Below are 22,262 nucleotides of genomic sequence, written 5' to 3' on the forward strand. Positions count from 1 at the left end.
TATACCATTGAGGTGAAAATTAAATGGCAACTTATCTGGTTGATACCGAAAACGTGGGTACCGCCTGGCTGGCCGTGGCGGAACAGATGCGCCCCGAGGATAAAATGTGCGTGTTCGCCTTTTCCGGCGACGCAAAGCTGAGCATCAATTTTTCCATGCTGGAGACCTGCATGCGGGCCGCAGGGCAGATCGAGATCGTCTGGTGCGGCGAGAAGGTCCGCACCAAAAACGCAATGGATTTTGCCATCGCGTCCTATGTGGGCCTGTGCGCCGCCGGAGGCGAGGGCGAAATCTGCATCGTCTCCAACGACAGCGACTACGAGGTGCTGTCCGGCTTCTGGGCCCAGCGGGGTGTGACAGTGGAGAAGCTGGCGGTGGGCCAAGGCTATGCTTACGCCAAGGAGATGACCTCCCGTCAGGCCCAGCCGGTGCGTGAGCCGGAGCTGAACCCCCGCAAAAAGCGCATCCGGGTGCTGCTGAACGGCGACAGCGAGGCCGCCGAGCTGGTTTACCGGGTGTGCGAAACGATCCCGGAAAACGCCAAGAAGAAGGGAAAGCGCTTTTTGGAGGCGCTGGACAAGGAACCCCGCTTTAAAAAGATGCCCGAGAAGAAGAAAAAGAGCATCGTGGAAAAGTCCAACGGTGGCACTGGCATCTACTTCGACCGGCAGGAAAAGCTGCGGGAGCCCTGAGCAGGCCTTCCCGCCCTATACAAACAGAAAAGGACCGGCAGTATAATCGCTGTCGGTCCTTTTTCTGTATGGATCCGAATCCCAGGCAGTCCGGGCATTCGGCCCACAGGCGGGGCAGAATGGCGGCCAGAGTGGAGAATTCCTTGATGTTATGGGCAAACAGGCCCTGGGGCACAATCTCGGGCAGACGCACGCCCTCCGGCAGAATCTTTTTGTAAACGCCGTCGATCAGCGCGTAGCCGATCCAGAACCGGGAGCAGAACATTACGCCATCCTTGTAGGGGTACCACTTGTGGGTCATGGCGGCGGCGCAGTTGCCCTCGCCGATGGCGCACACCAGCGACTGGCACTGTTCGCTGCCCACCAGAGCCGAATCATAGCCGAAGTCCGCCGGGCTCTTGAAGCACAGCTTCAGAAATTCCGGGCCGGGGCCCACATCCTCCAGGATGTAGTGGTCACGTTCAGGTAGGGCGCTGCCACCGCCCAGATGGGCGGCAGCAGCGCGATGCAGAATGCAAGGGTCAGAGTTTGTGCTTTGTTATGCATGCCGGCCCCCTCCGGTTACTGGCAGTCGGCAATGTACTGAGCAGCACTTTCGCCCGCCATACGGCCGGTGTTCACCGCGAAGCCCATGGAGTTGCCGGGCAGGGTGAAGTTGTAGCTGTCGCCGTAGATGGTGTTGGCATCGGAACCGGCGCTGTACAGGCCCTCGATGGGCATATGGTTCTTATCCAGAACCTCGCAGTACCGGTTGATGCGCACGCCGCCCACGGTGCCGTAGGCGCCCAGGTAGTATTTACCCACCAGGTACTTACCCTTTCCGGTGATGGGGTGCAGGTACTTTTGGGACTTGTGGAACTTGCTGTCCATGCCGCAGCGGCACATGGTGTTGTACTCGTCGATGGTGTTCTGCAGCACGTCCGGGTCAATGCCCAGCTTCTCGGCCAGCTCGGGCACAGTGGAAGCCTCGAAGTAAGCCTCGTAGCCCTGCTCCACAGCCTGTGCGGCCTGACCCTCGAAGGCCAGGAAGGCCTCGGCGGGATGCACGATGTCCACAATGTCAGGACCGTTCTTCTTGTACTCCTTCAAAATGCCCTCATCCATGATGCAGTAGCCGTAGTTTCCGGGCTGCAGGGCCAGGGCATTGCCCGCATAGGTGGTGTTGCCCAGATCACCCTCGTTCATGAAGCGCTCGCCCAGCTGGTTCACCAACAGGTTGGGCTGACGCAGCACGGCGTCCAGAAGGAACCAATTCAGGTTATCGGGCAGCTGATAGATGGCTTCGATGTTGGCACCGAACTTCTCTGCGCCCACTTCCCACATCATCTTCAGGCCGTCGCCGGTGATGCCGGGAATGCGGAAGGGGAAGTAGTCCTGGCCGATGTGCAGGCCGAATTCCTTCTCGATCATCTCGGGGTTGTTGCCGAAGCCGCCGGTGGCCACGATCACAGCCTTGCCGCGCACCTCCAGGCCGTTGCCGTCCTTGTCCACAGCTACCGCGCCGCAGACCTTTCCCTTTTCGGTAATCAGAGAGGTGGCAGCGGTCTCCAGCAGGATCTCACAGCCCAGCTCCTTGGCGCGCTGGGTCATGGCCTTTACCATGGCGCTGGCGGCACGGGGACCGATCACGCCGTTTTCCGGCTTGACGATGTGCCAGGTTGCTTCGGATTCCTTGAAGTAGCGGAAGGCACCGGCGAATTCCACGCCCATCTCCTCCAGCCATTCAATGGTGTCGGCGCTCTTGTGGAAGTAAGCCTGCACCAGATCCTCGTCCACCCGGTAGTGGGTGTATTCCATGTGCATCTGGATGGCCTTGTCCACGCCCAGGTTGTTGAAGGCTGCCTTCTGGATCTTGGTGTCGATGCCCAGGGGGCCCATGCCCATGTTGGCAGCGCCGCCGGTGGCGCTGGATTTCTCCAGGATTACAGTCTTCATGCCCTGCTCGCCTGCAGCGATGGCAGCGGCCAGACCGGCGGGGCCGCCGGCCACGATGACGATATCGGTTTCGATGGTTTTCATGATATTCACCTCAACATGTTTGGGTTGGTTGACGGGAGCTGCCGGAGTCTCCACCGGGGCGGGCTGGGGCTTGGCGGGGCGGGCGAATACCCGCTTGCGCTTGGCGGCAGGCAGAGGAGCGGCTTCGCTTTCCGCCTGTGCGGCGGGAGTTGCTCCCTTCACGGGAACAGGGGAGGAGGGCAGCTTCGGCAGGCGGCCGCTGGTGCGCTTGATGGCCTGCTGTTCGCAGACGGTCAAGCATTCGCCGCAGCGGCTGCAGTCGAAGCTGTCGATCACGGCTACCAGTCCCTCGCCGCCCTCGATGCACTGCTTGGGGCAGGCGGGCAGGCACTTGCCGCAGCCATTGCACAGCTGCGAGTCTACGTAGAACTGGGTCAGCGCCAGGCAGGCATTGGCGGCGCATTCCTTGCGGCGTACATGAGCCTGGGTTTCGGCGGCAAAAGCATCCATTGTGCTGAGGGCAGGCAGAGCGGCCTCTTCACCCAGTGTGCAGTTGCAGGAAACGGTCATTGCCCGGCCGATCTCCTCTGCCAGATCCAGATCACCGGCCTTTGCGCGGCCCAGCGAAATGCGCTCGAAAATTTCATTCAGCTGATACAGGCCCTCCCGGCAGAAGGTGCACTTGCCGCAGCTCTGGCGGCGCAGGGTGAGCATCTCCTTTTTGCCCAGGTCCACCGGGCAGTCCCGGTCGGTCATGGGACGCAGCACGCCGCTGCGGCTGGCAAGGCTGGACAGCGTCATGCCCTCCAGCTGCTGGGCGGAGTAGAACCGGTGATCGGCCAGCAGACCCTTGCCGGCGGGAATGATTTCAGTCAACAGGGTATCGGCGGGAAATTCAGCGGGGGTGGCATCACCCACCGCCGCGAGAAGGCCAGGCTGTGCGCCGGTCAGCCGGTCGGCCATGGCGGCCAGCCGCTCCAGATCCAAAAGCAGGTCGGTCTTGTGTAGTGCCTTGTTCACCAGTGCCGCTTGGGTGATTTCCAGCGGCAGATCCACAGTGCCCGCGTTGGCCAGCAGGGTCTGGCGGTCCACCTCACATCGAACTACCAGCTCAGCGCCGGAGGCTCCGGTGAGCAGGGCGGCGATCTTTAAACCGGCCACCACACCGGCGGGATTGGTGTGCAGCAGCATGTTCTTCATGCCTTCGGTGTCCGCATTGTACAGTGCGCCCACCACCCGGCCGGATACCGGGGCCATGGTGCCGAACAGCTCCTCCAGCCGGGCGCGGTCGCAGCCGCGCAGTTGAACCAGAGCGTCGGTGTTGTTCATCAGCAGGCTCATTGCTGTGCCTCCTTTCCGTTCTGATCGTAATCGCTCCAGATGCGGGGCGGGGTAATGGTGAACCGCAGGTCACACTGCAGGCAGCGGCCCGCCTCCTGGCGCACGCTGTCATCGGCCAGACCAAAGCTCACTGCGTCGAAATTGTTCTCGCGCAGCGCCGCCTCACGCACAACCTCGAGCTGGCGGGTCTGATGGCCGAAGCCCTCGATCCGGCCCAGGAAGGCATCGGGCATCTCCACCGGAGCAAGCACCTCGGAGATATCGCCGCTGCCACCCAGCGCCTTGTCGATCTCGCTGGCGGCATCACGGCCGGCGGCAACCGCCTGAATCACGGTGCGGGTGCCGTATACCGCGTCGCCGCAGGCGTAGATGCCGGGCACGCTGGTGCGCAGGCTGCCGGGCTGCACGGCGATGGAATTGCCGCGGCCCAGCTCCAGGCCTGCCTCGGGGCTGATCTGGGTGCGCTGGCCCACCGCGAAGATCACGGTGTCGGCCTCGATCACATGCTCGGAATTTTCTTCCTTTTCAATCACCGCACGGCGGTTTTCATCAAAGGTAAAGGATTTTACATTGCAGAACCGAACGCCGGAAACCCGATCCGGGCCCAGAATGGCCTCGAAGGTGTGGGCGGGATGAATCCGGATGCCCTCCTCCTGGGCCTGTTCGATCTCTTCCTCCTCGGCGGTCATCTTCTCACGGGCTTCCAGGCAGGCCAGGTGAATTTCCTCGGCGCCCAGGCGGCGGGCGGTGCGGGCGCAGTCGAAGGCAACGTTGCCGCCGCCCAGCACGATGACCCGCTTGCCCATGCCGGTCTCCACGCCCATGGAGGCGTCCCGCAGGAAATCGCTGTTCAGCAGTACGCCCGGCAACTCACTGCCCTCCATGGGCAGGCGAACCCCCTGATGGGTGCCCAGCGCCAGCAGTACGGCGTCATATTCCGCGGCCAGTGCCTTGAAATCGCTCACGCGGCAGCCGGTCTCCACCGAAACGCCCACGTCGTTCAAATAGGCAGCTTCCTTCGCCACTACCTCGCGGGGCAGACGATAGGAGGGAATGCCATAGGCCATCTGGCCACCCAGGGTGGGGTAGGCCTCCTTCAGGGTCACGCTATGGCCCTGCTTCGCCAGGTAATAGGCAGCGGTCATACCGGCAGGACCACCGCCCACCACGCAGACCCGCTTGCCGGTGGCGGGCAGATGCTTGCTGTTCTTCTTCCAGAGCTCGCCGCCCGCATGTTCGGCAGCGTAGCGCTTGATGTTCCGGATGGAAACCGGCTCGTTCACCTCACCGCGGCGGCAGTTGCTCTCACAGGGATGAGCGCACACGCGGCCCAGGCACTCGGGGAAGAGCAGCCGCTCGTGCACCACAGCCAGAGCCTCTTCCCAGCGGCCCTCCTTGGCCAGACGCACATAGCGGGGCACATCGATATGAGCCGGGCAGGTGGCCTGACAGGGGATCAGGGTGTCCTTTTTCTCCACAGGGGTGAACTCCACCAGATCCCGGATGGTACCGGTGGGGCAGACCTCGGCGCAGGCACCGCAGAAGCGGCAGTCCGCGTCGGTGAGCAGCTTGTCGTGCAGGGTGCCCACATAGGTCTCCAGTTCATTTTTGTTGTACTGCAGCACACCCACGCCCCGCAGATCACCGCAGGCGCGTACACAGCGGCCGCACAGCACGCAGCGGTTCATGTCGTGGATCAGCAACGGGTTTTTGCCGTTCTGGGCAAAGCCCTTGATGCGGGTGCTCATACGGGTGGCGGAAACGCCCATGTACTGAATCAGGGTCTGCAGCTCGCACCGGCCGTATTTGGGGCAGGTGGAGCAGTCCTCCGGATGAGCGGCCAGCAGTAGCTCCATGGCCAGCTTGCGCAGGTCGTGGATACGGGGGCTGTCGGTAGTGAGCTTCATACCCTCGGTTGCCTTCAGCTTGCAGGAGGGCTGCACGCCCTCCATGCCCTCCACCTCAACAATGCACAACCGGCAGGAGCCCCGGTCCGGCAGGTCGGGGTGATGGCACAGATGGGGAATATAGATCCCGTTCTGCAGAGCGGCCTCCAGCAGATTCATGCCCTCGGGCACGGTCAGCTGTTTGCCGTCGATCTCGATCGTAACGCTCATGTTCGGCGCTCCTTTCCAGGGCTCAGTCGATGCCCTTGAATTTCTTTTCCACGTACTTCTGCTTGCGCTGCTGTACCAGCTGGATCTTGGCAGGGTCAGAGAAGAAGCCACCCTGGGTCTGTGCGATCTCCTCCAGATGTTTGGCTCGTCCGGCTACGGTGGTGCGGTCCTTCAGCAGGCCGTCCTCCTGGATCACAAACTTCCACTTGCCGTCCTCGGTCTGCTCCAGGGTGCCGCCCGCGCCGCACACCTGGCACTCGATGGGGTAGTGCAGGCCGTCCCACTGCTTTTCGCCCAGAACCAGAGCGTTGCAGTGGCAGTTGGGGCACCAGCCCATGTCTTCCTCGCCCAGCCACTTGCGCTCCTCAGCGGGAGTGGCGGCAGCCTGCATGATGTGCTCACCCAGCAGGCGGGCGCGGGCCATCAGCTCATCGTCCAGCAGGCACTGGGCGGGAGCGGGAACGCGGATGGCCAGAACCATATCCACAACCTTCATGTCGGTGGTGAACATGGTGACCTGCAGGCCCTCCAGCGCCATGGACTGCCAGGCGCGGGTGGAGCCGCCCACCGAGATCAGACCGGCCACACGGTCGCGGTGCTCAATGGCGCCGATGGTCTCCAGGAAGGAGGTTTCGTAGCTCAGGCTGCGGTGAGCAAAGGTCAGGTAGGCAGAAGCGGGCATCAGGTCGTAGGTGGGCACCGAAAAGATCACCGCGTCCTGCTCGAGCATCACGTCCATGATCTTCTTCTTGTCGTCCTTGGCGTCCAGGGTGCAGCCCACATATTTGCCCTGAGACATGGCCTTGGTGCAGGCGGTGCAGCCGGTGCAGTCCAGGATATTGAAATCACGCAGGTTGATCATGGTCACCTCAGCGCCGGCCTCCTCGCAGGCGGTGAGGGCTTCTTTCAGCAGAATTTCGCTGTTGCCGTTTTTGCGGCCGGCAGTGATTCCCATTACTTTGATACTCATTGGTGGTGGTTCTCCTTTCTCTTTCCTCAAACACAGGATGGCACAAAAACGAAAATATGCTATACTGAACACAGTTGCACAGCATCTTTGTGATTATTTTAACAACGATTTTTTCGCTTGAATACCATTAAAATCCGAGGCTTTGCTGCTTATCCAACAAATGCCTGCCGGATGTTGTTTATCTCGAAAAAAGCCCGAAGAAAGAGGTCGGATCATTCATGAACAAAACGGATTTGCGCGTGGTCAAAACACTGGCACAGATCGATCAGGCGCTGCTGGAATGCCTGGAGCAAACACCCCTGCAAAAGCTCACGGTGGACCAGCTGTGCCAGCAGGCACTGATCAACCGGTCCACCTTTTACAAGTATTATCAGGATAAATACGACCTGATGGATCAGTATCTGGCTCGCACGCTGCAGGAGTTCCGCCGCCAGATGGATGTGGCCTTTGTGGAGGCCTCGTCCCAGAACATTCACAGTCTGGTGTACCAGAAGAATTTTGAGCGGGCGCTGCAATATCTGCACAAAAACAAGGCCCGCTATACGCTTTTGTGGAGCGGGGCCATCAACCGGCCTGTTTTTACGGAAATGGTACGGGTCATCCACGACAATATTCTGGAAAAGCTGTGCTCCTGCGGGCTGGAGGGTGCACAGGAACGGTATGTGGACCTGTATGCCCAGATGTTCGCCTCCAATACCATGACGCTGGTGCGCTGGTGGTTCCAATATGAGAGTGAGATCAGCATGGAGGAAGTGCAGCAGATCATGGTGAACAACATGAAGGAGGGAATTTTCGGCGCGTTCCGCCAAACGCTGGACAATGCGCAGAAAAAGCCGAAGAAGTAAACAAAAACCAGAGCCGCACTGCGATATTCGCAATGCGGCTCTGGTTTTTTATCTGAGTTATATCTGAGTTAGAAATAAAAATAAGATTGTCAAGCCAGCGGCAGCGTGAGCCGGAACTGGGTGCTGCGCCCGGGCGGGGGCGGCTGCACCAGCTGGATGGTACCTCCGTGTGCACTCACAATCTTGTGGCTGATGGCAAGGCCAAGGCCGGAACCCTGGCGGGTATTGCGCGATTCGTCTCCCACAACAAAGGGATCGAAGATCTGCCCGGCAATTTCCGACGGGATTCCTACGCCATTATCCGCCAGCGTTAACACAGCGTGGCCGTCCTGTCTCTGAAGCTCAAAAAACAGGGCAGTGCCGGCAGGATTGTGTTTTACAGCATTAGACACAATATTTTCCAGTACCCGCAGGAAGGTCGTTTTGTCCAGCATACACCAGATGGATTCATCCGGAATTTCGATTTCCGGTACAAAGCCGCCAAGCTCCAGTTCATTGTACTTGGAGGCAAGATATTCCCGCAGTACCTTGCACAGATCCAGCCGTTTGGTTTGCAGCGTAAACTGAGGATGCTCCAGCTTACTGTATTCATGGAAGGTGTCGATCAGACCGGTAAGCCGGTTGGATTTCTGGTAGATGGTGTCCAGATATTCCGGTACCTTTTCCGGAGGAATTAGCCCGTCGCAGATGGCCTTTGCATAGCCCTGGATTACAGTAATGGGGGTCTTCAGGTCGTGGGAAATATCTGCCAGCAGCTTCTGCCGGTTGTCCTCCAGGGCCTTGCGCTGGCGCTCACTTTCGGCCAGCTGGGCGGAGAGCTGGTTGAAGGCACTGCAGATCTGTTCAAATTCCCGTGGCCCCCGGCAATGAATGGGCTCGGGGTCATTCTGCTGGGCCAGCTCGGTGAAGCCTCGCTCCAGTCGCTTCAGTGGGCCGCACACCTTTCGGCTGAGCCAGAGTGCCATTGCCAGCAGCACCAGAATATACAGGCCCAGAAACAGAAGAAGGGTACGGCTCCAGATCATACTCAAATGAGCATATTCCTCGTTGCGCAGGATCTGCTCGTACAAGATTAACCAGCGGGACTGACCGTCCGCGCTTTGAAATGGATGTTTCCAAATATAGTAACCATAGGGCAGCGTTTGGGTCAGATATCCGTAGGCCTCATCACTTAGGGTGTCAGTGTTCACACCGGGAATAGAACCGTAAAGAATGTTATGTTCCGAATCAAGGACCACAGGTGTCTGATACAATATGCCGGAATAACCATCGCTTGCCACCAGCGTCATCTGGCGACCCTGTTTATCATACCAATGGGTGACTGTGGGGTAAACATACTGTCCTTGCAGCGGAATACAGGCCAATGCTTCCGGAGAGATATCTTTGTGGGCTTTTCCATACAAAACCCGACCAGCATCGTCCACCACTACAATGCTTCCGGTCCGCCCCAGTAAGGTGTGTACCGGGAACTGATCGTATCGCTCCGCCTGCAGCAGCTCGTCATATTCGTTCAGATCCCGCTCGGAAAGGCTGATCACCGTGGTACTGCTTTCCATTAGCGCCCAAAAAAGCAAGGCGATCGCTGCGATTACAAGGAATAAGGTATATACCCCAAAGCATCGCAGCAGGACTGAAAAATAACTGGATTTAGTGCGTTTCCACCGCTTCAATTTTATACCCCAATCCTCTCACAGTTTTGATGAAGCACGGATGCCGCGGGTCATCTTCGACCTTGTCCCGCAGCTTGGAGATGTGCACCATCATTGTGTTTTCGTCGCTTTCAAAATAGGCTCCGCTCACTGCCTCGTAAAGCTGGACCTTGGTGAAGATTCGCCCCGGCGAGCGCATCAGGCAGCAGAGAATTTTGTACTCGGTGGGAGTCAGGGCGATGGGCAGGCCGTTTTTGGTCAGGGTCATGGCGTCCAGGTCCAGCCGCAGCGGTCCCAGCGCAAGTACATTGCTGCCGGAAAGGGCAGGGGAGACAGGATTCAGCTGATAAAACCGTCGCAAATTTGCTTTGACCCGGGCGATGATCTCCAGCGGATTGAAGGGCTTGGTCAGGTAGTCGTCCGCCCCCAGCTCAAGGCCCAGAATCTTGTCGTTATCGGTGTTTTTGGCCGAAAGGATCAGAATCGGCATATTACTGATAGCCCGCAGTTCGCGGGTGAGCTCGTAGCCGTTCATGCGGGGCATCATGATATCCAGCACCGCCATATCGATGGATTCGGTGCGGGCCAACTCCAGAGCGGCAGCACCGTCCGGGGCACAAAGTACCCGATAACCGCTGCTTTCCAGATACAGCTTGACCAGGTTGGTGATGTCCTGATCGTCTTCCGCAATCAAAATGGTGTGCGGCATAAATCTTGACCTCCGTTTAAAAATCGGGCCGGAGCCATTGCTCCGGCCCGTTGTCTTTATTGTACATCAGACAGGTGCCTATGAAAAGAAAAACTTATTCGTAGCGCAGCGCTTCGATGGGGTCCAGCCGAGCTGCACGCTTAGCGGGGTAATAGCCAAAGAACACGCCGATGGCCATGGAGAACAGTACAGCTACCAAAGCGGCAGTGAGCGAGGGTTTGACCGGATAGTGCATCATCATAGCGCCGGCACTGCCAAGTCCCACCCCCAGAATTACACCAATCATTCCTCCGATTAAACAGATAATGATTGCTTCCACGATGAACTGGAACAGGATTACCCGGCTTTTTGCACCCAATGCCATGCGAATGCCAATTTCACGGGTGCGCTCGGTCACCGAAACCATCATGATGTTCATCACACCGATGCCGCCCACCAGAAGGCTGATGGCTGCGATGGCACTGATACCAAGCTTCACGCTCTGCGTCATCTTATTCATGGATTTTACGATATCATCCAGGCTGGAAACCGAGACACTGAAGTTGGAATTATGGCTGTAGAAGCTATTGAAGAACTCTCGGGTGCGATCCATAAAAATTTGGTTGTTCACATCCTCCCGGGATTGCAAGGTCACGGTTTGATAACCACTGTCTCGCTGCAGCAGCTGAAAACCACTGCCCACCGGGATATAGATGTTAGTATCGAGATTTCGAGTTACGGTCTGGCCTGCCGGTGGTTTGTACTCATAGACTCCTATAATATAAAGGCGAAGGGGAATACCGGAAGCATCGGTTTTAAAGCTTTTTCCCAACGCATTCTCAGGAGTGGTCTTGTTGCCGAAATACTGAGCAACAAACCGGTCACTTACCACTGCAACTGCTCGATGATTGGTGCTGTCTGCATCGGTAACAAAGCGACCGGCCAACAATGTAATTTTGTCCAGGGTTTGTTGCCCGGGGGAAACGCCCATCAGCTGCCCGGACGCTTTGTGGCGACCAGAAACGACACTGATGTTGCCAAAGCTCTCGCTTACTGCCAACGCTTGCAGCTGGTCAGAAAATTTCTTCTGATACTCCTGCAGCATGGCGTCACTGATGCGGTCACTGGCAGAAGGCTCCTTATATTCAAATGATTCCAACGCCTTGTCCAGTTCTTCACTGTCTTCCAACGTGTTAAAAGAGCCAAACGCAAAGGGATCATCTTTCTGAACGACAGACAGAGTCACGTTCCGTGCACCGAAACCAGACATTTCTTCAGCCAGTGAACCGGAAAGAGAATCACCCACCGTGATGATGGCAATTACGGCACTAATGCCGATAATGATTCCCAGCATAGTGAGCAAAGCGCGCAGCTTGTTGGCACGTAGACTGGTAAGGGCCAGTCGTACATTTTCAAGGATCGACATGGCTGTTTGTCTCCTTTCTCCGGTCGGAAATAATGTTGCCGTCCCGCAGGGTGATCACCCGAGGACACTCCGCAGCAAGCTCCTGACTGTGAGTGATCAGAACGATGGTCTTGCCCTGCTGGCGGTGCAGGGTGTGGAAAATATCCATCACATGACGGCTGGTCTCGGAATCCAGTGCACCGGTGGGCTCGTCTGCCAACAGGATCGCCGGGTCATTTACCAGACTGCGAGCAATGGCCACCCGCTGTTTCTGACCACCGGAAAGCTCATTGGGTTGGTGAAAACGCCGCTGCTCCATGCCTACCATAGCAAGAAGTTCCCGGGCACGCTGCTCCCGCTGCCGGGCACCAACGCCGGCATACAGCATGGGAAGCTCCACGTTCCGTTGGGCGGTGGTGCGGCCGATCAGATTGAAGTTCTGGAACACAAAGCCGATCTTTTTATTTCGCACCTCACTCATCTCATCCCTACCGGCCCGCTGAACGTCCACACCATCCAGCCGGTAGCTGCCCGCGGTAGGCTGATCCAGTACCCCGATGATATTCATCAGGGTGGACTTGCCGCTGCCGGATTCACCGACAATGGCAACAAATTCACCGGGATAAACGGTCAGATCGATGCCATGCAGAATCTCCAGCTCATTTTCCTTGCCCACGTTATAGGTTTTTACAATGCCCTGCATCTCGATCAGCGGGGCCTGGAAGGACTGGTTCATTCCGCCACCTCCCCGGTGGAAGCACTTTCGGTACCGGCGCTGGCCGCATCACCCATGGGGATGGAGGTACCATTATCCGGCATCTGGGAGGCATCCGCCAGAATCTCCATACCGTCCTGCAAAGAAGCGCCGTTGACCTCTACCGCGTAGTCGTTTTTCATGCCAGTGGTCACAGTCACAGGGGTGAAGGCCCCCTCACCCTGGCGCACATAAATCACATCCTGGCCATCATCACCGGGAGCCACTGCATCCAGCGGAACAGAATACACGTTGCTCTTGGAAGCAAGAATGATTTCGGCTTTGGCCTTGCTGCCGATGAAGATATTTTCCGGGGTCTGGATGGCGATGTCCGCTGCAAATCCGGCAGAGGAGCCGCCGCTTTCTCCGTCACCGCTTCCGGCAGTGGGGGAAATGCGGGATACCGTGCCCCGGATCTCTCCGCTGGCGGCGTCACTGGTGATGGAAGCGGTCATACCGACCTGTACTTTGTTGATGGCATATTCCGGAATGCTAACCGAAAGAACCAGCTGATCCGTAGACTGAATGGTGGCCACATCACCCTTGCAGATGCTGCCCACATTCACCTTCAGATCGGTGATTTTGCCACTGGTCTCAGCCTTTAAAACCGTGTCTTCCAGACTTTTCTTCAGGTCATCCAGCGCTTTGCTTTCCACGCCTTTTTTCAGCTGCTTGTCTGCCTCCTGCAAAGCGGTGAGAGCCGTATTGATCGTGGTGTCACAGGCATCCAGTGCCTGGTAACGAGCTGCGTCCGCCTGTTTATAGGCGCTTTCTGCAGTATCGCGTTCCGCCGCCGCCGCGTCATAAGCCTGTTTGGCGGTGTTGTAGGCTTGGGTATAGCTGTCGTAGCTATACAGGGTACGGGCACTTTCCAGCGCAGAATTCTTCTCGTTAAGTACTGCATCGGCATTCTGATAGGCAAGGTAGGCATCGCCTTCGGTGGTGCCGCCCGCAGCAATCCAGGCATCGTAGGCTTTCTGACGGGCATCTGCCGCTGCATCTACGGCACTCTGTGCGCTGGATACGGCCTGCTCCATTACCTGATAGTTTGCCTTGGCCGTTTCATAAGCAGGGGTCACAGCACTCAATGCGCTGGCAGCCTTATCACGGGCGGCACGAGCCGCCTCTACCAGTGTATCCTGGTTTTTCTTTTCGTTATCCTTGGCGCGGCGGGCCTCTTCCACCTGAGCAGATGCTTTGTTATACGCGTCCTGCAGGCGCTGCTTCTCTTCGCCCATCTCTTTTTCTTTGTCCTGAATAGCGCGGCGGATATCGGTATCATCCAGAGTACAGATCACATCGCCCTTATTTACATGGTCACCAACCTTCACATTCAGTGCGGTGACCTTATTGCTCAGGCTGGTGGTTACCGAGGAAACCTTGGCGCTTTGTACGATTCCGGAAACATTCACCGACTCGTTCAGATCCTCTTTTTTCAGAAATACCGTGCGCGCATACGCCAGGTTTTCTTCAGCGGTATTTTTGGAAGAGGCAGACATCCGGCTCTTCAGTGCGACCGCACCGCCAGCCGCAAGAATAGCCACCACCAGAATAGCGGCTGCTGCACGCTTGTGTTTTAAAACAGGGGAAAATATCTTGATCGCCATATCGCTTCGACTCCTTTTTGTGTGGTGTTGTCTACAGCAAAAAGGATAGCGCAGCAATCTTTAGTGTGCCTTTAAAGAAAGCTTAAGATTCATAAAGATTTCGTTTTTGCCGGTCTTCCTGTGTGAATGCAATAAAATTCTGCACCGCTGCACCAATATAGTGCCCCTGAAGAGTCACAGCGCAAATCTCGCTGTAAAGCTCCTTTGCCTGCAGCGGATGCATCTGTGCGCCAGGCCAAAGATCCCGCGCAGCGGAAAGCGGTGCGCATGCAACCCCAAGCCCCTCCTGTGCCAGCCGAAGAGCTGTGCGGGAGTCCTCGCTGCAGCAAAATACAGCAGGTTCAAACCCAAGCTCAGCGAAATAACGCAGCAACACCGGCTCCCAGCGGCGGTAGAGAATCAGCGGCAGATCCCTCAGAACCGTTGGGTCGATCGGACCGCATAGCCCCTCGAAAAAGTGCGCTTGCCCCACAGCGCACATGGGTTCACTGCAGATGGGATGGATCTCCAATCCCTGGCCGGAAAAAGGGCGGCGAACCAGAGCCAGGTCGATACGCTGACTGCGAATCAGCTCTAACAGCTGATAGGAATCCCGCTCGGTCAGTTCCAGCCGTACATGGGGGTATCGAGTATGAAAACGGGCCACCCAATGGGGCAGAAGACTTGTACTCAGGGATGAGACCGACCCAATACGCAGCAGCCCCCGACCACCGGCCTGAAGATCCGCCATCTCTCGCTTCAGATCGGCATACTGCTGCAGAATACCCTGTGCCCGTTCACAAAAAAGCTCTCCGGCCTGTGTCATATGCAGGTGACGGGTATCCCGCTCAAACAACGGGCAGCCCAGCTCCTCCTCCAGCTTTTGCAGCTGCAAACTGAGTGGCGGCTGCGACATGTGCAGCTTTTGCGCAGCGGCAGTGATGGTTCCCGACTGGGCAATGGCAACAAAATAAGTGAGCTGACGCAGTTCCATAAAGCACCTCTCTATTTATATGGATAACATATAAAAATCACACAAACAAAATGTTTTCAATATCGTTTGAGATGTGCTATTATGATACCGTAAAAAAGAACAAGGGAGGCTTCTTTTCGATGAGGAACATGAAGATCCTGGGCGATCTGTTTCTGACCTTTATGCAGATGGGCGGCCTGACCTTTGGCGGCGGTTATGCCATGCTGCCGATCCTGCAGCGTGAGGTGGTGGAAAAACGGAACTGGGCCACCGACGAGGAACTCACTGACTATTTTGCGGTAGGGCAGTGTACTCCTGGCATCATTGCGGTGAATACTGCCACCTTTGTGGGGCAGAAGCAGGCAGGTGTGCTGGGTGGTATTGTAGCGACTCTTGGAATCGTGGCTCCTTCGCTGGTGATCATCTCTATTCTGGCCGGTTTCATCAACACCTTTGCAGAGCTGGCTGTGATCAAAAATGCTTTCGCAGGTATTCGGGTTTGCGTTTGTGTGCTGATTTTCAACGCGGTGTGCAAGCTGTGGAAGAGCTCGGTGAAAAACAAGCTGGCACTGGCGATTTTTGCAGTGGTCACACTGGGCTCGCTGTTTTTTGACCTTTCTCCGGTATTCTTTGTCGTAGTAGCCGCCGTGCTGGGCATTGCGCTGGAACAGTTTGCTCCGGCAGCTCGCAAAGACAAGAAGGAGGGAGAAGTATGATCCTGCTGCTTCGTCTTTATTGGGAGTTTTTCAAGACCGGTCTCTTTGCGGTGGGCGGAGGACTTGCCACGCTGCCGTTCCTTTCCCGGATGGCGGATAAAACGGGCTGGTTCACTCAAAGCCAGCTGATGGATATGGTGGCAGTGTCGGAGTCCACTCCTGGTCCCATCGGCATCAACACGGCCACCTATGTGGGATTTACCACCAGCGGTGTTCCCGGTGCATTGGCAGCTACGCTGGGGCTTGTCACACCATCCATTCTGATCATTCTGGTCATTGCCTCTTTCCTGAAAGCATTTCGTTCCAACCGCTATGTGGATGCTGTGTTCTGCTGCCTGCGTCCGGCTTCCACCGGGTTGATTGCAGCGTCCGGCCTTTCGGTGGCAGCCATCACCTTTTATGCGGCTGTTCCGGCGGGAATTCCGACAGGGATTCAGTGGAAGGCTGTGGCCCTGGCGGCTTTGCTGGTGCTGGCTACAAGAGCGATTCCTCAGACCAAAAAACTTCATCCTGTAGTTTGGATTGTTTTGTCTGCATTGGCGGGAATCGTGTTCTCCTTTGCGGGAGTATAATACGAATTAAAAAATGCGCAGCTTTTTAGAAAGCTGCGCATTTTTTCTCGGCCCGGATCAGGCCTCAAACTCATAAAAGCGGTCCGGTTGCAGGGTAGTGAAGATCACCTGCACCAGCGTGTACCCCAATTCAAAAGCGGTATCCCGCAGAATCGCGGCAACCTCTTCCCGAACCTCATCGGTCCGGTCAAACCAGGAGACCTCAATGATAGGGAATCCGGCAGTCTGCTGGCCACCCGCATAGAAGGTAGTGGGAACAAGTTCAAAAATCAGCCAGTCCTCCGGGCAGCCAATGGCGGCGGAAAGCTTTTGGCCCAAAGCGGGGGTAACGTTTTTCATCTGCTGGTCAGTGAATCCTTTTACAGTAATCTGCGGCATAACAGATCGCTCCTTTGTGCTTTTTTCCTATTTTATCACACAGTCGCTTCCTTCGTACAGCATGAGGTTCCTTTTGCATGGAAAAAACGTCGCGTTTCCCGGAACACCTGGGGTGACAGCCAGAGTACGGCCAGCAGGTTTGGCAGCACCATCAGCCCGTTAAAGGTATCGCTGATCTGCCAGACCAGATCCAGCCGGGTCACACAGCCGATTACAATACAGCTCAGATACAGCAGTTTATATGGAACAAGTGCACCCGGCCCGAACAGATATTCCACCGCACGCTCGCCGTAATAACTCCAGCCCAGCAGGGTAGAGAAGGCGAACAGCATCAGGCTGACCGCGATCAGTGCCCCGCCGCCCGGGCCGAAAACCGAGCGAAACGCATCAGCAGTAAGTGCAGCTCCGTTGGGCAGAGCAGAAAAAGCATTTGTTCCAAGGGCGGCGGCGTAGCGGGCGGGATCGTATACGCCGGAGCAGAGGATTGCAAGGGCGGTGAGGGTGCACATAAGCAACGTGTCCACCGCCACCTCGAAAACGCCCCACATGCCCTGAACCACCGGCGGGCTTCCGGCGGCGGAGTTGGCCATGACCGAGGAGCCCAGCCCGGCCTCGTTGCTGCTGACCCCACGGGCAACACCTACCTGCAGAGCCTGCTTCATGCCGTAGCCTGCCAGCCCGCCGAGCCCCGCCTGAAGGTTGAAGGCCTGCTGCAGGATGCTGTTCAGAACCATGGGCACCTGACGCCAGTTTGCAAGAATTACACACACCGCCGCCGCGGTGTACCCAATGGCCATGAAGGGAACCAGACGCTCAGTGATCTGTCCCATACGCTGAATGCCGCCCAGCATGGCAAAACCCACTGCGCCCGCAACGACCAGACCGGTGAGCAGCGGAGGAACACCAAAGGCATCCTGCAGACCGGTGGCAATAGAATTTGCCTGGGCCATATCACCCATGCCCAGGGAGCCTAAAATGCAGAAGAACGAGAACAGCAGAGCTAGCCAGCGACAGCCCAGGCCCTGCTCGATGTAAAACATCGCCCCGCCAATAGGTTCACCCTTGGCATTTTTACCTCGATAAAGCCCGGCCAGCAGATTTTCTGCATAGCCGGTCATGGTGCCGAAAAAGGCCGAGATCCACATCCAGAACACCGCACCCGGCCCTCCGGCAGCGATGGCCGTGGCCACGCCTGCAATGTTGCCGGTGCCCAGTGTGGCGGCCAGCGCGGTACAGGCAGACTGAAACCCGGTGATGCCGCCTGTTTTCTGTGACTTGCCACGGAACGCGGCCCCAAACGTGCTGCGCCACCACAGACGTATATGGCGCAGCTGAAAAAAGCTGGTTCCGAAGCTGAACAAAAGCCCGGATAATGCCAGCAAAAACAAGGTGACCGGCCCCCAGGCAAATCGGCCCAGCAGATCGTTGCACCAGCTCAGCCACCCGGAAAAATATCCCATGATAAGATTCCCCATACAGCGCTCCTCTTTTGCGGATTCTGCTAGAATATATGCACAGTTTTGCCCAAAGCAGAACCCAAAACCGGCAAAAAGGCGGCTGGTGGATTGTAGCGGCGGCATTTTGGTGGTATAATAGATAAAATTGTGTTTAAGGATGGTGCAATCGTGGCACGATATGACGCAGTATTGTTCGATGTGGATGGAACTTTGATTCATTCCAGCCCGGGCATTCTGACAACAATGGAATATACGTTCCGGCAGATGGGCATCGACCCGGCCGGTGTTGATCTGACCCGTTATCTTGGCCCGCCACTGCGGCGCAGCTTCGGTGAGCATTTTTCCGATGAGGCCATGGTGGAAAAGATGGTGGACATCTACCGTGCCCGCTATGCAGAGGACGGCTGTCACCGCTGCCAGGTGTTTGAAGGTGTGCGCCCCATGCTGGAGCAGCTGAAGGCTTCCGGTATCCGGCTGTATACCGCCACCTCCAAGCCTACAGTGGTTGTCACGCCGATTCTTGAGGAGCAAGGCCTGGCCGAATACTTCGATTTCATCGGCGGCGCCAGCGAAGACAAAAGCGTGGACACCAAAACCGCTGTGATGCGTCTGGTGCTTGCCCGTCCGGAACTGCAGGGGGCCCGTGTGCTGATGGTGGGCGACCGGAGCGATGATATGAAGGGCGCTGCAGACTGCGGCGTTCCCGTAGCAGCAGTGATGTACGGCTACGGCAGTGAACAGGAGCTTGCTCCCTTCGCGCCGACGCTGATGGCGAAGGATTGCCAGCAGCTGGCCGATTACATATTAAATGATTGATAAAAGACCTTGTAACCAAAAAGGAGGCAGACCTATGGCTAAGAAAAGAAGAAAGTCTTCTAATCTCAGCTTAACCCCCAAGCAGAAGCAGGCAGCCCTTGTGCTGGCCATCTGCGCGTTGGTGCTGATCGTAACAATCGTGGCAGTGGTGATTATCGTAAACACCTCTCACAAAACGAAAGATCCTTCCAGCAGTTCCGGCAGCACTTCCCAGGCGGTGCTGGATTCCGGCTTTGACGCAAGCGCTTACGGCGATACTGTTTTGGGCGAAACCGATGATGCTGGCCAGTCTTACATCGATGAGACCATCTTTGTGGGCGATTCCAACACCTACCGTTACTACCAGAACGGCCTGCTGTCGCTGGATCAGGTGATGGCGGTGGAAGGCCTTGGCATCCAGCAGCTCACTACCGATAAGTCCATCTACTTCAAGAACGACAGTACCGCTTATTCCATTCCCGAAGCTCTGGCGAAAATGAAACCCCGCCGGATCATCGTGATGATGGGTACCAACAATGCGGACGGCAGCATGAGCGCCGACAGCTTCGCCAGCAGCTATGAATCGGCTCTGAACGAGATTGTAACCGCGTATCCCTACTGCGATGTGATCGTAGCCGCAGTTCCCCCCATTCCGGAGGACCACAGCAATTATCCCAACATGAGTCAGGAAACCATCAATGAGTTCAATCTGGCTCTGGTAGAGATGTGCAAAAAGAACGGCTATAAGTTCCTGAATATCTCCGAGCTGCTGATGGGCGAGAACGGCTATGGTCAGGACCGCTACTTCCAGCAGGGTGATATTCATTTGAAGAAGGATGCCCTCAACGGCATCATGGACTATGCCCGCACCCATGCCTGGACCGGCACCGAGGATCGCCGTCCCGATACAAGCAATATTCCCACCCGGGTACGCAACGGCAATACCTCCGGCAACTCCAGCCAGGCTACTGCCACTCCGGACCCGAATGAAACCTTCACCGCTCAGTACAACGTGGACAAAAATGTTGGCGGTACCCTCACCAGTGGGGATATCTCTGGCAAAACCACTTTGAAATTTGAAGATCTGACCAAGAACGACAGCGTTACCGTAAAGGCGGTCGCCGCCGACGGTTATGAGTTTGTGAAGTGGAGCGACGGCAATACCAGCCCCACCCGAACCGACAAGAACTTCAAGCAGAACGTGAACGTGACCGCCATGTTCAGTGCCAAGCTGAGCATTTCCTTCAAGGAAGGCAGCTCCGCCACCATCAAGGAAGGCGAGAGCTACACCCTTCACATCAATGCGGTTGGCGGTGATGTGACCGACGATAACGTACAGTGGACCCTGAATGGTGAGAAGGTCAAGACCGGCTACAGCTACGGCCATAGCAGCTGGAAGGCGGGCACCTACGATATTACCGCCTCCATTAATGTGAACGGTAAGCTTTCTTCCGCAAGCTTCAAGCTGGTGGTAGAGGCAGCACCCACACCGGTTCCCACAGAAGCGCCTACTCCGGTACCCACGGCGGCACCTACTCCGGCACCTACGACGGCACCTACTCCAGCCCCCACAGCGGTTCCCACTCCGGACCCCACCGCTGCGCCGACTGAGGCACCTACTGCCACCCCGACTGATGTTCCGCCTGCTTCTTCCGAAGTCACCGGCTGAACATAAAATAAATACCGGTAAGAGCACCGTTCTTGCCATGGAAAATCAAAGGACCCGCTCTGCCCGGCAGGGCGGGCCTTTTCCTATGAAAATTCAAAACGAAAGGACGCTCTGTTATGAAACTGACTGTATTGGGCTGCGGCCGCTGGGGCACCTTCCTGGCCTGCTATCACAGCGCACGCAATGAAGTGATGCTCTGGGGCCGCCCCGGCTCCCGGGCAATGGCACAGCTGAAGGCCGAGCGCAAAAACTCCTATATCGAGCTGCCGGAGCAGCTGCAGCTCACAGAAGACCTGACCGGTGCGCTGGAATTTGCCGAGGCGGTGATCATCTCCATCAGCGCTCAGCAGCTGCGAGATCTGGCCAAAAAGATTCAGGCCCTGCCGGTGGCGGGCAAAACCTTCATTCTCTGCATGAAGGGCATCGAGGTGGAAAGCGGCAAACGCCTGACCCAGGTGTTCCGGGAAGAGGTAACCCAGCCGGTTCGTCTGGCCGTTTGGGTTGGCCCCGGCCATGTGCAGGATTTCTCTGCCGGTATCCCCAACTGTATGGTGGTGGACTCGGATGAACCGGAGACTACCGACTATGTGGTGGAGAATCTGAGCAGCGATTTGATTCGCCTGTACAAAGGGCGGGACCTGATCGGCACCGAGGTGGGTGCCGCGGCCAAAAACGTGATCGGCATCGCCGCCGGCATGCTGGACGGTATCGGCTATTCCAGCCTGAAGGGTGCGCTGATGGCCCGCGGTGCCCGGGAGATCGCCCGGCTGATTCGCGCCATGGGCGGCAATGAGCTGTCGGCTTATGGCCTGTGCCACCTGGGCGACTACGAAGCCACCCTGTTTTCGGCCCACAGCCACAACCGCCAGTTTGGCGAAAGCTTTGTGAAGGGCGAGCATTTCGATTGTCTGGCCGAGGGTGCTCCCACGGTCAAAGCATTGGTAAAGCTGGGCGAAGAATACGGGGTCGACCTGCCCATCTGCCAGACCATCCATAGCATGCTGTATGAGGGCTGCAGTGCCAAGGAGGCGCTGCCCCGCCTGTTCCAGCGCACCGTAAAGGGCGAGTTCGATTATTGAGTTTGCCGCTCCATGCACAGGGCCAGCCTCCGCCGCATACAATGGCGAAAAAGGGGAGGTGCTTTGTAGCATGACCAGTTGTTTTGATATCAGCATCATCGATGCCTGGAACACCGGCGACGAAGACGTGATCAATGGCAGTGTGGATAATTACGACTTCGATTGGGGCGGCAGTACACCGCCCTGTGGCTGCCGCAGAATCTGCTGCACTCAACCGCCGGAGGAGCTGCCGCCGGTCGATGAGGACACATGTGCAGCAGAGGAAGAATATGCCGAAGTCGAAGAGGACTATCCGGTAGTTCAGCTGTAACAGAACGAATCAAAAGGGCAGAGCCTGGCTCTGCCCTTTTGGTGTGTATTGCTTGACGAAGCGGTTAGAATAAGGGATAATAAAAGGAACGATACATCGGCAGCCCGCCAAACAAACGGCAGGGCTCAAGGCCGAACTTTATAAAGGGAGAAAACGACCCATGGCACATTATTATTGTTTGTTATTGGATATGGATGGCACACTGCTGGATTTTGAAGCAGCGGAGCATAAGGCGATCCAGGAGACGCTGGAGCATTTCGAACTGCCCAGCGATCACGAGACCGAGATGCTCTATGTGGAGATCAAC

General features: G+C 56.9%; 21 protein-coding genes. 8 read left to right on the plus strand and 13 right to left on the minus strand.

Translation table 11 applies throughout. The features are described from left to right. Positions 1–23: 23 nt before the first annotated feature. Entirely contained in the window at positions 24–692 is a 669-nt protein-coding gene (locus J7G73_RS01990; protein WP_291245028.1) for a PIN domain-containing protein, read from the plus strand. Here the strand turns inward: J7G73_RS01990 and J7G73_RS01995 are convergent. From J7G73_RS01995 to J7G73_RS02020, 5 genes are read right to left on the minus strand one after another with little or no spacing between them, the layout of a single operon-like run. Beyond that, complete coding sequence (locus J7G73_RS01995; protein WP_291245029.1) at positions 592–1,128, minus strand: hypothetical protein; 537 nt, start codon at positions 1,126–1,128, stop codon at positions 592–594. The two genes, J7G73_RS01990 and J7G73_RS01995, sit on opposite strands and share 101 nt — an antisense overlap. Further along, the gene (locus J7G73_RS02000; RefSeq protein ID WP_275532604.1) at positions 1,104–1,238 is read right to left on the minus strand and encodes a hypothetical protein; all 135 of its coding nucleotides are present in this window, start codon (positions 1,236–1,238) and stop codon (positions 1,104–1,106) included. Before J7G73_RS02000 ends, J7G73_RS01995 begins: the two co-directional genes overlap by 25 nt. A 15-nt stretch (positions 1,239–1,253) precedes the next feature. Continuing rightward, on the minus strand, positions 1,254–3,992 hold the full coding sequence (locus tag J7G73_RS13645) for an FAD-dependent oxidoreductase (protein WP_367113927.1): 2,739 nt from the start codon (positions 3,990–3,992) through the stop codon (positions 1,254–1,256). Then, positions 3,989–6,109, minus strand: a complete 2,121-nt coding sequence (locus J7G73_RS02015) for an FAD-dependent oxidoreductase (protein ID WP_291245030.1) — start codon at positions 6,107–6,109, stop codon at positions 3,989–3,991. Before J7G73_RS02015 ends, J7G73_RS13645 begins: the two co-directional genes overlap by 4 nt. Positions 6,110–6,131: 22 nt before the next feature. Next, a complete protein-coding gene (locus tag J7G73_RS02020; protein WP_291245031.1) occupies positions 6,132–7,079 on the minus strand; it encodes a flavodoxin family protein in 948 nt (315 codons plus the stop codon). 218 nt (positions 7,080–7,297) lie between these two features. Between J7G73_RS02020 and J7G73_RS02025 the strand changes: the two genes are divergently transcribed. Continuing rightward, positions 7,298–7,924, plus strand: a complete 627-nt coding sequence (locus tag J7G73_RS02025) for a TetR/AcrR family transcriptional regulator (protein WP_291245032.1) — start codon at positions 7,298–7,300, stop codon at positions 7,922–7,924. Between the two features lie 89 nt (positions 7,925–8,013). Here the strand turns inward: J7G73_RS02025 and J7G73_RS02030 are convergent, their stop codons facing one another. The 6 genes from J7G73_RS02030 to J7G73_RS02055 form a co-directional block, all read right to left on the minus strand. Continuing rightward, positions 8,014–9,480 (minus strand): HAMP domain-containing sensor histidine kinase, encoded by a 1,467-nt coding sequence (locus J7G73_RS02030; RefSeq protein ID WP_087293386.1) that lies wholly within the window; start codon positions 9,478–9,480, stop codon positions 8,014–8,016. 91 nt (positions 9,481–9,571) lie between these two features. Then, positions 9,572–10,282 (minus strand): response regulator transcription factor, encoded by a 711-nt coding sequence (locus J7G73_RS02035; RefSeq protein WP_291245033.1) that lies wholly within the window; start codon positions 10,280–10,282, stop codon positions 9,572–9,574. 94 nt (positions 10,283–10,376) lie between these two features. Further along, positions 10,377–11,687, minus strand: coding sequence for an ABC transporter permease (locus J7G73_RS02040; protein WP_158097503.1), 1,311 nt, complete (start codon positions 11,685–11,687; stop codon positions 10,377–10,379). After that, positions 11,674–12,402: an ABC transporter ATP-binding protein gene (locus J7G73_RS02045; protein WP_291245034.1), complete on the minus strand. Its 729-nt coding sequence runs from the start codon at positions 12,400–12,402 to the stop codon at positions 11,674–11,676. Before J7G73_RS02045 ends, J7G73_RS02040 begins: the two co-directional genes overlap by 14 nt. Further along, positions 12,399–14,027 carry an efflux RND transporter periplasmic adaptor subunit gene (locus tag J7G73_RS02050; protein ID WP_291245035.1) on the minus strand — a complete coding sequence of 543 codons (1,629 nt, stop codon included), beginning with the start codon at positions 14,025–14,027 and terminating at the stop codon, positions 12,399–12,401. Before J7G73_RS02050 ends, J7G73_RS02045 begins: the two co-directional genes overlap by 4 nt. Before the next feature lie 82 nt (positions 14,028–14,109). After that, complete coding sequence (locus J7G73_RS02055) at positions 14,110–15,000, minus strand: LysR family transcriptional regulator (RefSeq protein ID WP_291245036.1); 891 nt, start codon at positions 14,998–15,000, stop codon at positions 14,110–14,112. Positions 15,001–15,128: 128 nt separating this feature from the next. Here J7G73_RS02055 and J7G73_RS02060 point away from each other — a divergent pair, with 128 nt between their 5' ends. Together J7G73_RS02060 and J7G73_RS02065 are read left to right on the plus strand one after the other, a co-directional pair. Further along, a complete protein-coding gene (locus J7G73_RS02060) occupies positions 15,129–15,695 on the plus strand; it encodes a chromate transporter (RefSeq protein WP_291245044.1) in 567 nt (188 codons plus the stop codon). Then, positions 15,692–16,267, plus strand: coding sequence for a chromate transporter (locus tag J7G73_RS02065; protein ID WP_291245037.1), 576 nt, complete (start codon positions 15,692–15,694; stop codon positions 16,265–16,267). Before J7G73_RS02060 ends, J7G73_RS02065 begins: the two co-directional genes overlap by 4 nt. Positions 16,268–16,324: 57 nt before the next feature. Here J7G73_RS02065 and J7G73_RS02070 read toward each other — a convergent pair whose 3' ends face one another. Continuing rightward, entirely contained in the window at positions 16,325–16,645 is a 321-nt protein-coding gene (locus J7G73_RS02070; RefSeq protein WP_087293398.1) for a DUF1904 family protein, read from the minus strand. A 35-nt stretch (positions 16,646–16,680) separates the two neighbouring features. Next, positions 16,681–18,120 (minus strand): sodium:alanine symporter family protein, encoded by a 1,440-nt coding sequence (locus J7G73_RS02075; protein WP_291245038.1) that lies wholly within the window; start codon positions 18,118–18,120, stop codon positions 16,681–16,683. Between the two features lie 150 nt (positions 18,121–18,270). On the opposite strand from J7G73_RS02075, the gene J7G73_RS02080 reads away from it, so the two are divergent. The 4 genes from J7G73_RS02080 (at position 18,271) to J7G73_RS02095 (ending at position 21,955) form a co-directional block, all read left to right on the plus strand. Then, on the plus strand, positions 18,271–18,918 hold the full coding sequence (locus J7G73_RS02080) for an HAD-IA family hydrolase (protein WP_291245039.1): 648 nt from the start codon (positions 18,271–18,273) through the stop codon (positions 18,916–18,918). 34 nt (positions 18,919–18,952) lie between these two features. Continuing rightward, positions 18,953–20,566 carry an SGNH/GDSL hydrolase family protein gene (locus tag J7G73_RS02085; protein WP_291245040.1) on the plus strand — a complete coding sequence of 538 codons (1,614 nt, stop codon included), beginning with the start codon at positions 18,953–18,955 and terminating at the stop codon, positions 20,564–20,566. 116 nt (positions 20,567–20,682) lie between these two features. Continuing rightward, positions 20,683–21,645, plus strand: a complete 963-nt coding sequence (locus J7G73_RS02090; RefSeq protein WP_291245041.1) for an NAD(P)H-dependent glycerol-3-phosphate dehydrogenase — start codon at positions 20,683–20,685, stop codon at positions 21,643–21,645. A gap of 70 nt (positions 21,646–21,715) precedes the next feature. Continuing rightward, the gene (locus J7G73_RS02095; protein ID WP_291245042.1) at positions 21,716–21,955 is read left to right on the plus strand and encodes a hypothetical protein; all 240 of its coding nucleotides are present in this window, start codon (positions 21,716–21,718) and stop codon (positions 21,953–21,955) included. The last annotated feature ends 307 nt before the right edge of the window (positions 21,956–22,262 follow it).

Source organism: Allofournierella sp. (assembly GCF_017889395.1).
In the GTDB taxonomy this organism is placed as follows: domain Bacteria; phylum Bacillota; class Clostridia; order Oscillospirales; family Ruminococcaceae; genus Allofournierella.

Coding starts and splice junctions, on each gene's coding strand:
- J7G73_RS01990 (WP_291245028.1), top strand. CDS start 24: ATGGCAACTTATCTGGTTGATACCGAAAACGTGGGTACCGCCTGGCTG.
- J7G73_RS02000 (WP_275532604.1), bottom strand. CDS start 1,238: ATGCATAACAAAGCACAAACTCTGACCCTTGCATTCTGCATCGCGCTG.
- J7G73_RS13645 (WP_367113927.1), bottom strand. CDS start 3,992: ATGAGCCTGCTGATGAACAACACCGACGCTCTGGTTCAACTGCGCGGC.
- J7G73_RS02015 (WP_291245030.1), bottom strand. CDS start 6,109: ATGAGCGTTACGATCGAGATCGACGGCAAACAGCTGACCGTGCCCGAG.
- J7G73_RS02020 (WP_291245031.1), bottom strand. CDS start 7,079: ATGAGTATCAAAGTAATGGGAATCACTGCCGGCCGCAAAAACGGCAAC.
- J7G73_RS02025 (WP_291245032.1), top strand. CDS start 7,298: ATGAACAAAACGGATTTGCGCGTGGTCAAAACACTGGCACAGATCGAT.
- J7G73_RS02030 (WP_087293386.1), bottom strand. CDS start 9,480: ATGGAAAGCAGTACCACGGTGATCAGCCTTTCCGAGCGGGATCTGAAC.
- J7G73_RS02035 (WP_291245033.1), bottom strand. CDS start 10,282: ATGCCGCACACCATTTTGATTGCGGAAGACGATCAGGACATCACCAAC.
- J7G73_RS02040 (WP_158097503.1), bottom strand. CDS start 11,687: ATGTCGATCCTTGAAAATGTACGACTGGCCCTTACCAGTCTACGTGCC.
- J7G73_RS02045 (WP_291245034.1), bottom strand. CDS start 12,402: ATGAACCAGTCCTTCCAGGCCCCGCTGATCGAGATGCAGGGCATTGTA.
- J7G73_RS02050 (WP_291245035.1), bottom strand. CDS start 14,027: ATGGCGATCAAGATATTTTCCCCTGTTTTAAAACACAAGCGTGCAGCA.
- J7G73_RS02055 (WP_291245036.1), bottom strand. CDS start 15,000: ATGGAACTGCGTCAGCTCACTTATTTTGTTGCCATTGCCCAGTCGGGA.
- J7G73_RS02060 (WP_291245044.1), top strand. CDS start 15,129: ATGAAGATCCTGGGCGATCTGTTTCTGACCTTTATGCAGATGGGCGGC.
- J7G73_RS02065 (WP_291245037.1), top strand. CDS start 15,692: ATGATCCTGCTGCTTCGTCTTTATTGGGAGTTTTTCAAGACCGGTCTC.
- J7G73_RS02070 (WP_087293398.1), bottom strand. CDS start 16,645: ATGCCGCAGATTACTGTAAAAGGATTCACTGACCAGCAGATGAAAAAC.
- J7G73_RS02075 (WP_291245038.1), bottom strand. CDS start 18,120: ATGGGGAATCTTATCATGGGATATTTTTCCGGGTGGCTGAGCTGGTGC.
- J7G73_RS02085 (WP_291245040.1), top strand. CDS start 18,953: ATGGCTAAGAAAAGAAGAAAGTCTTCTAATCTCAGCTTAACCCCCAAG.
- J7G73_RS02090 (WP_291245041.1), top strand. CDS start 20,683: ATGAAACTGACTGTATTGGGCTGCGGCCGCTGGGGCACCTTCCTGGCC.
- J7G73_RS02095 (WP_291245042.1), top strand. CDS start 21,716: ATGACCAGTTGTTTTGATATCAGCATCATCGATGCCTGGAACACCGGC.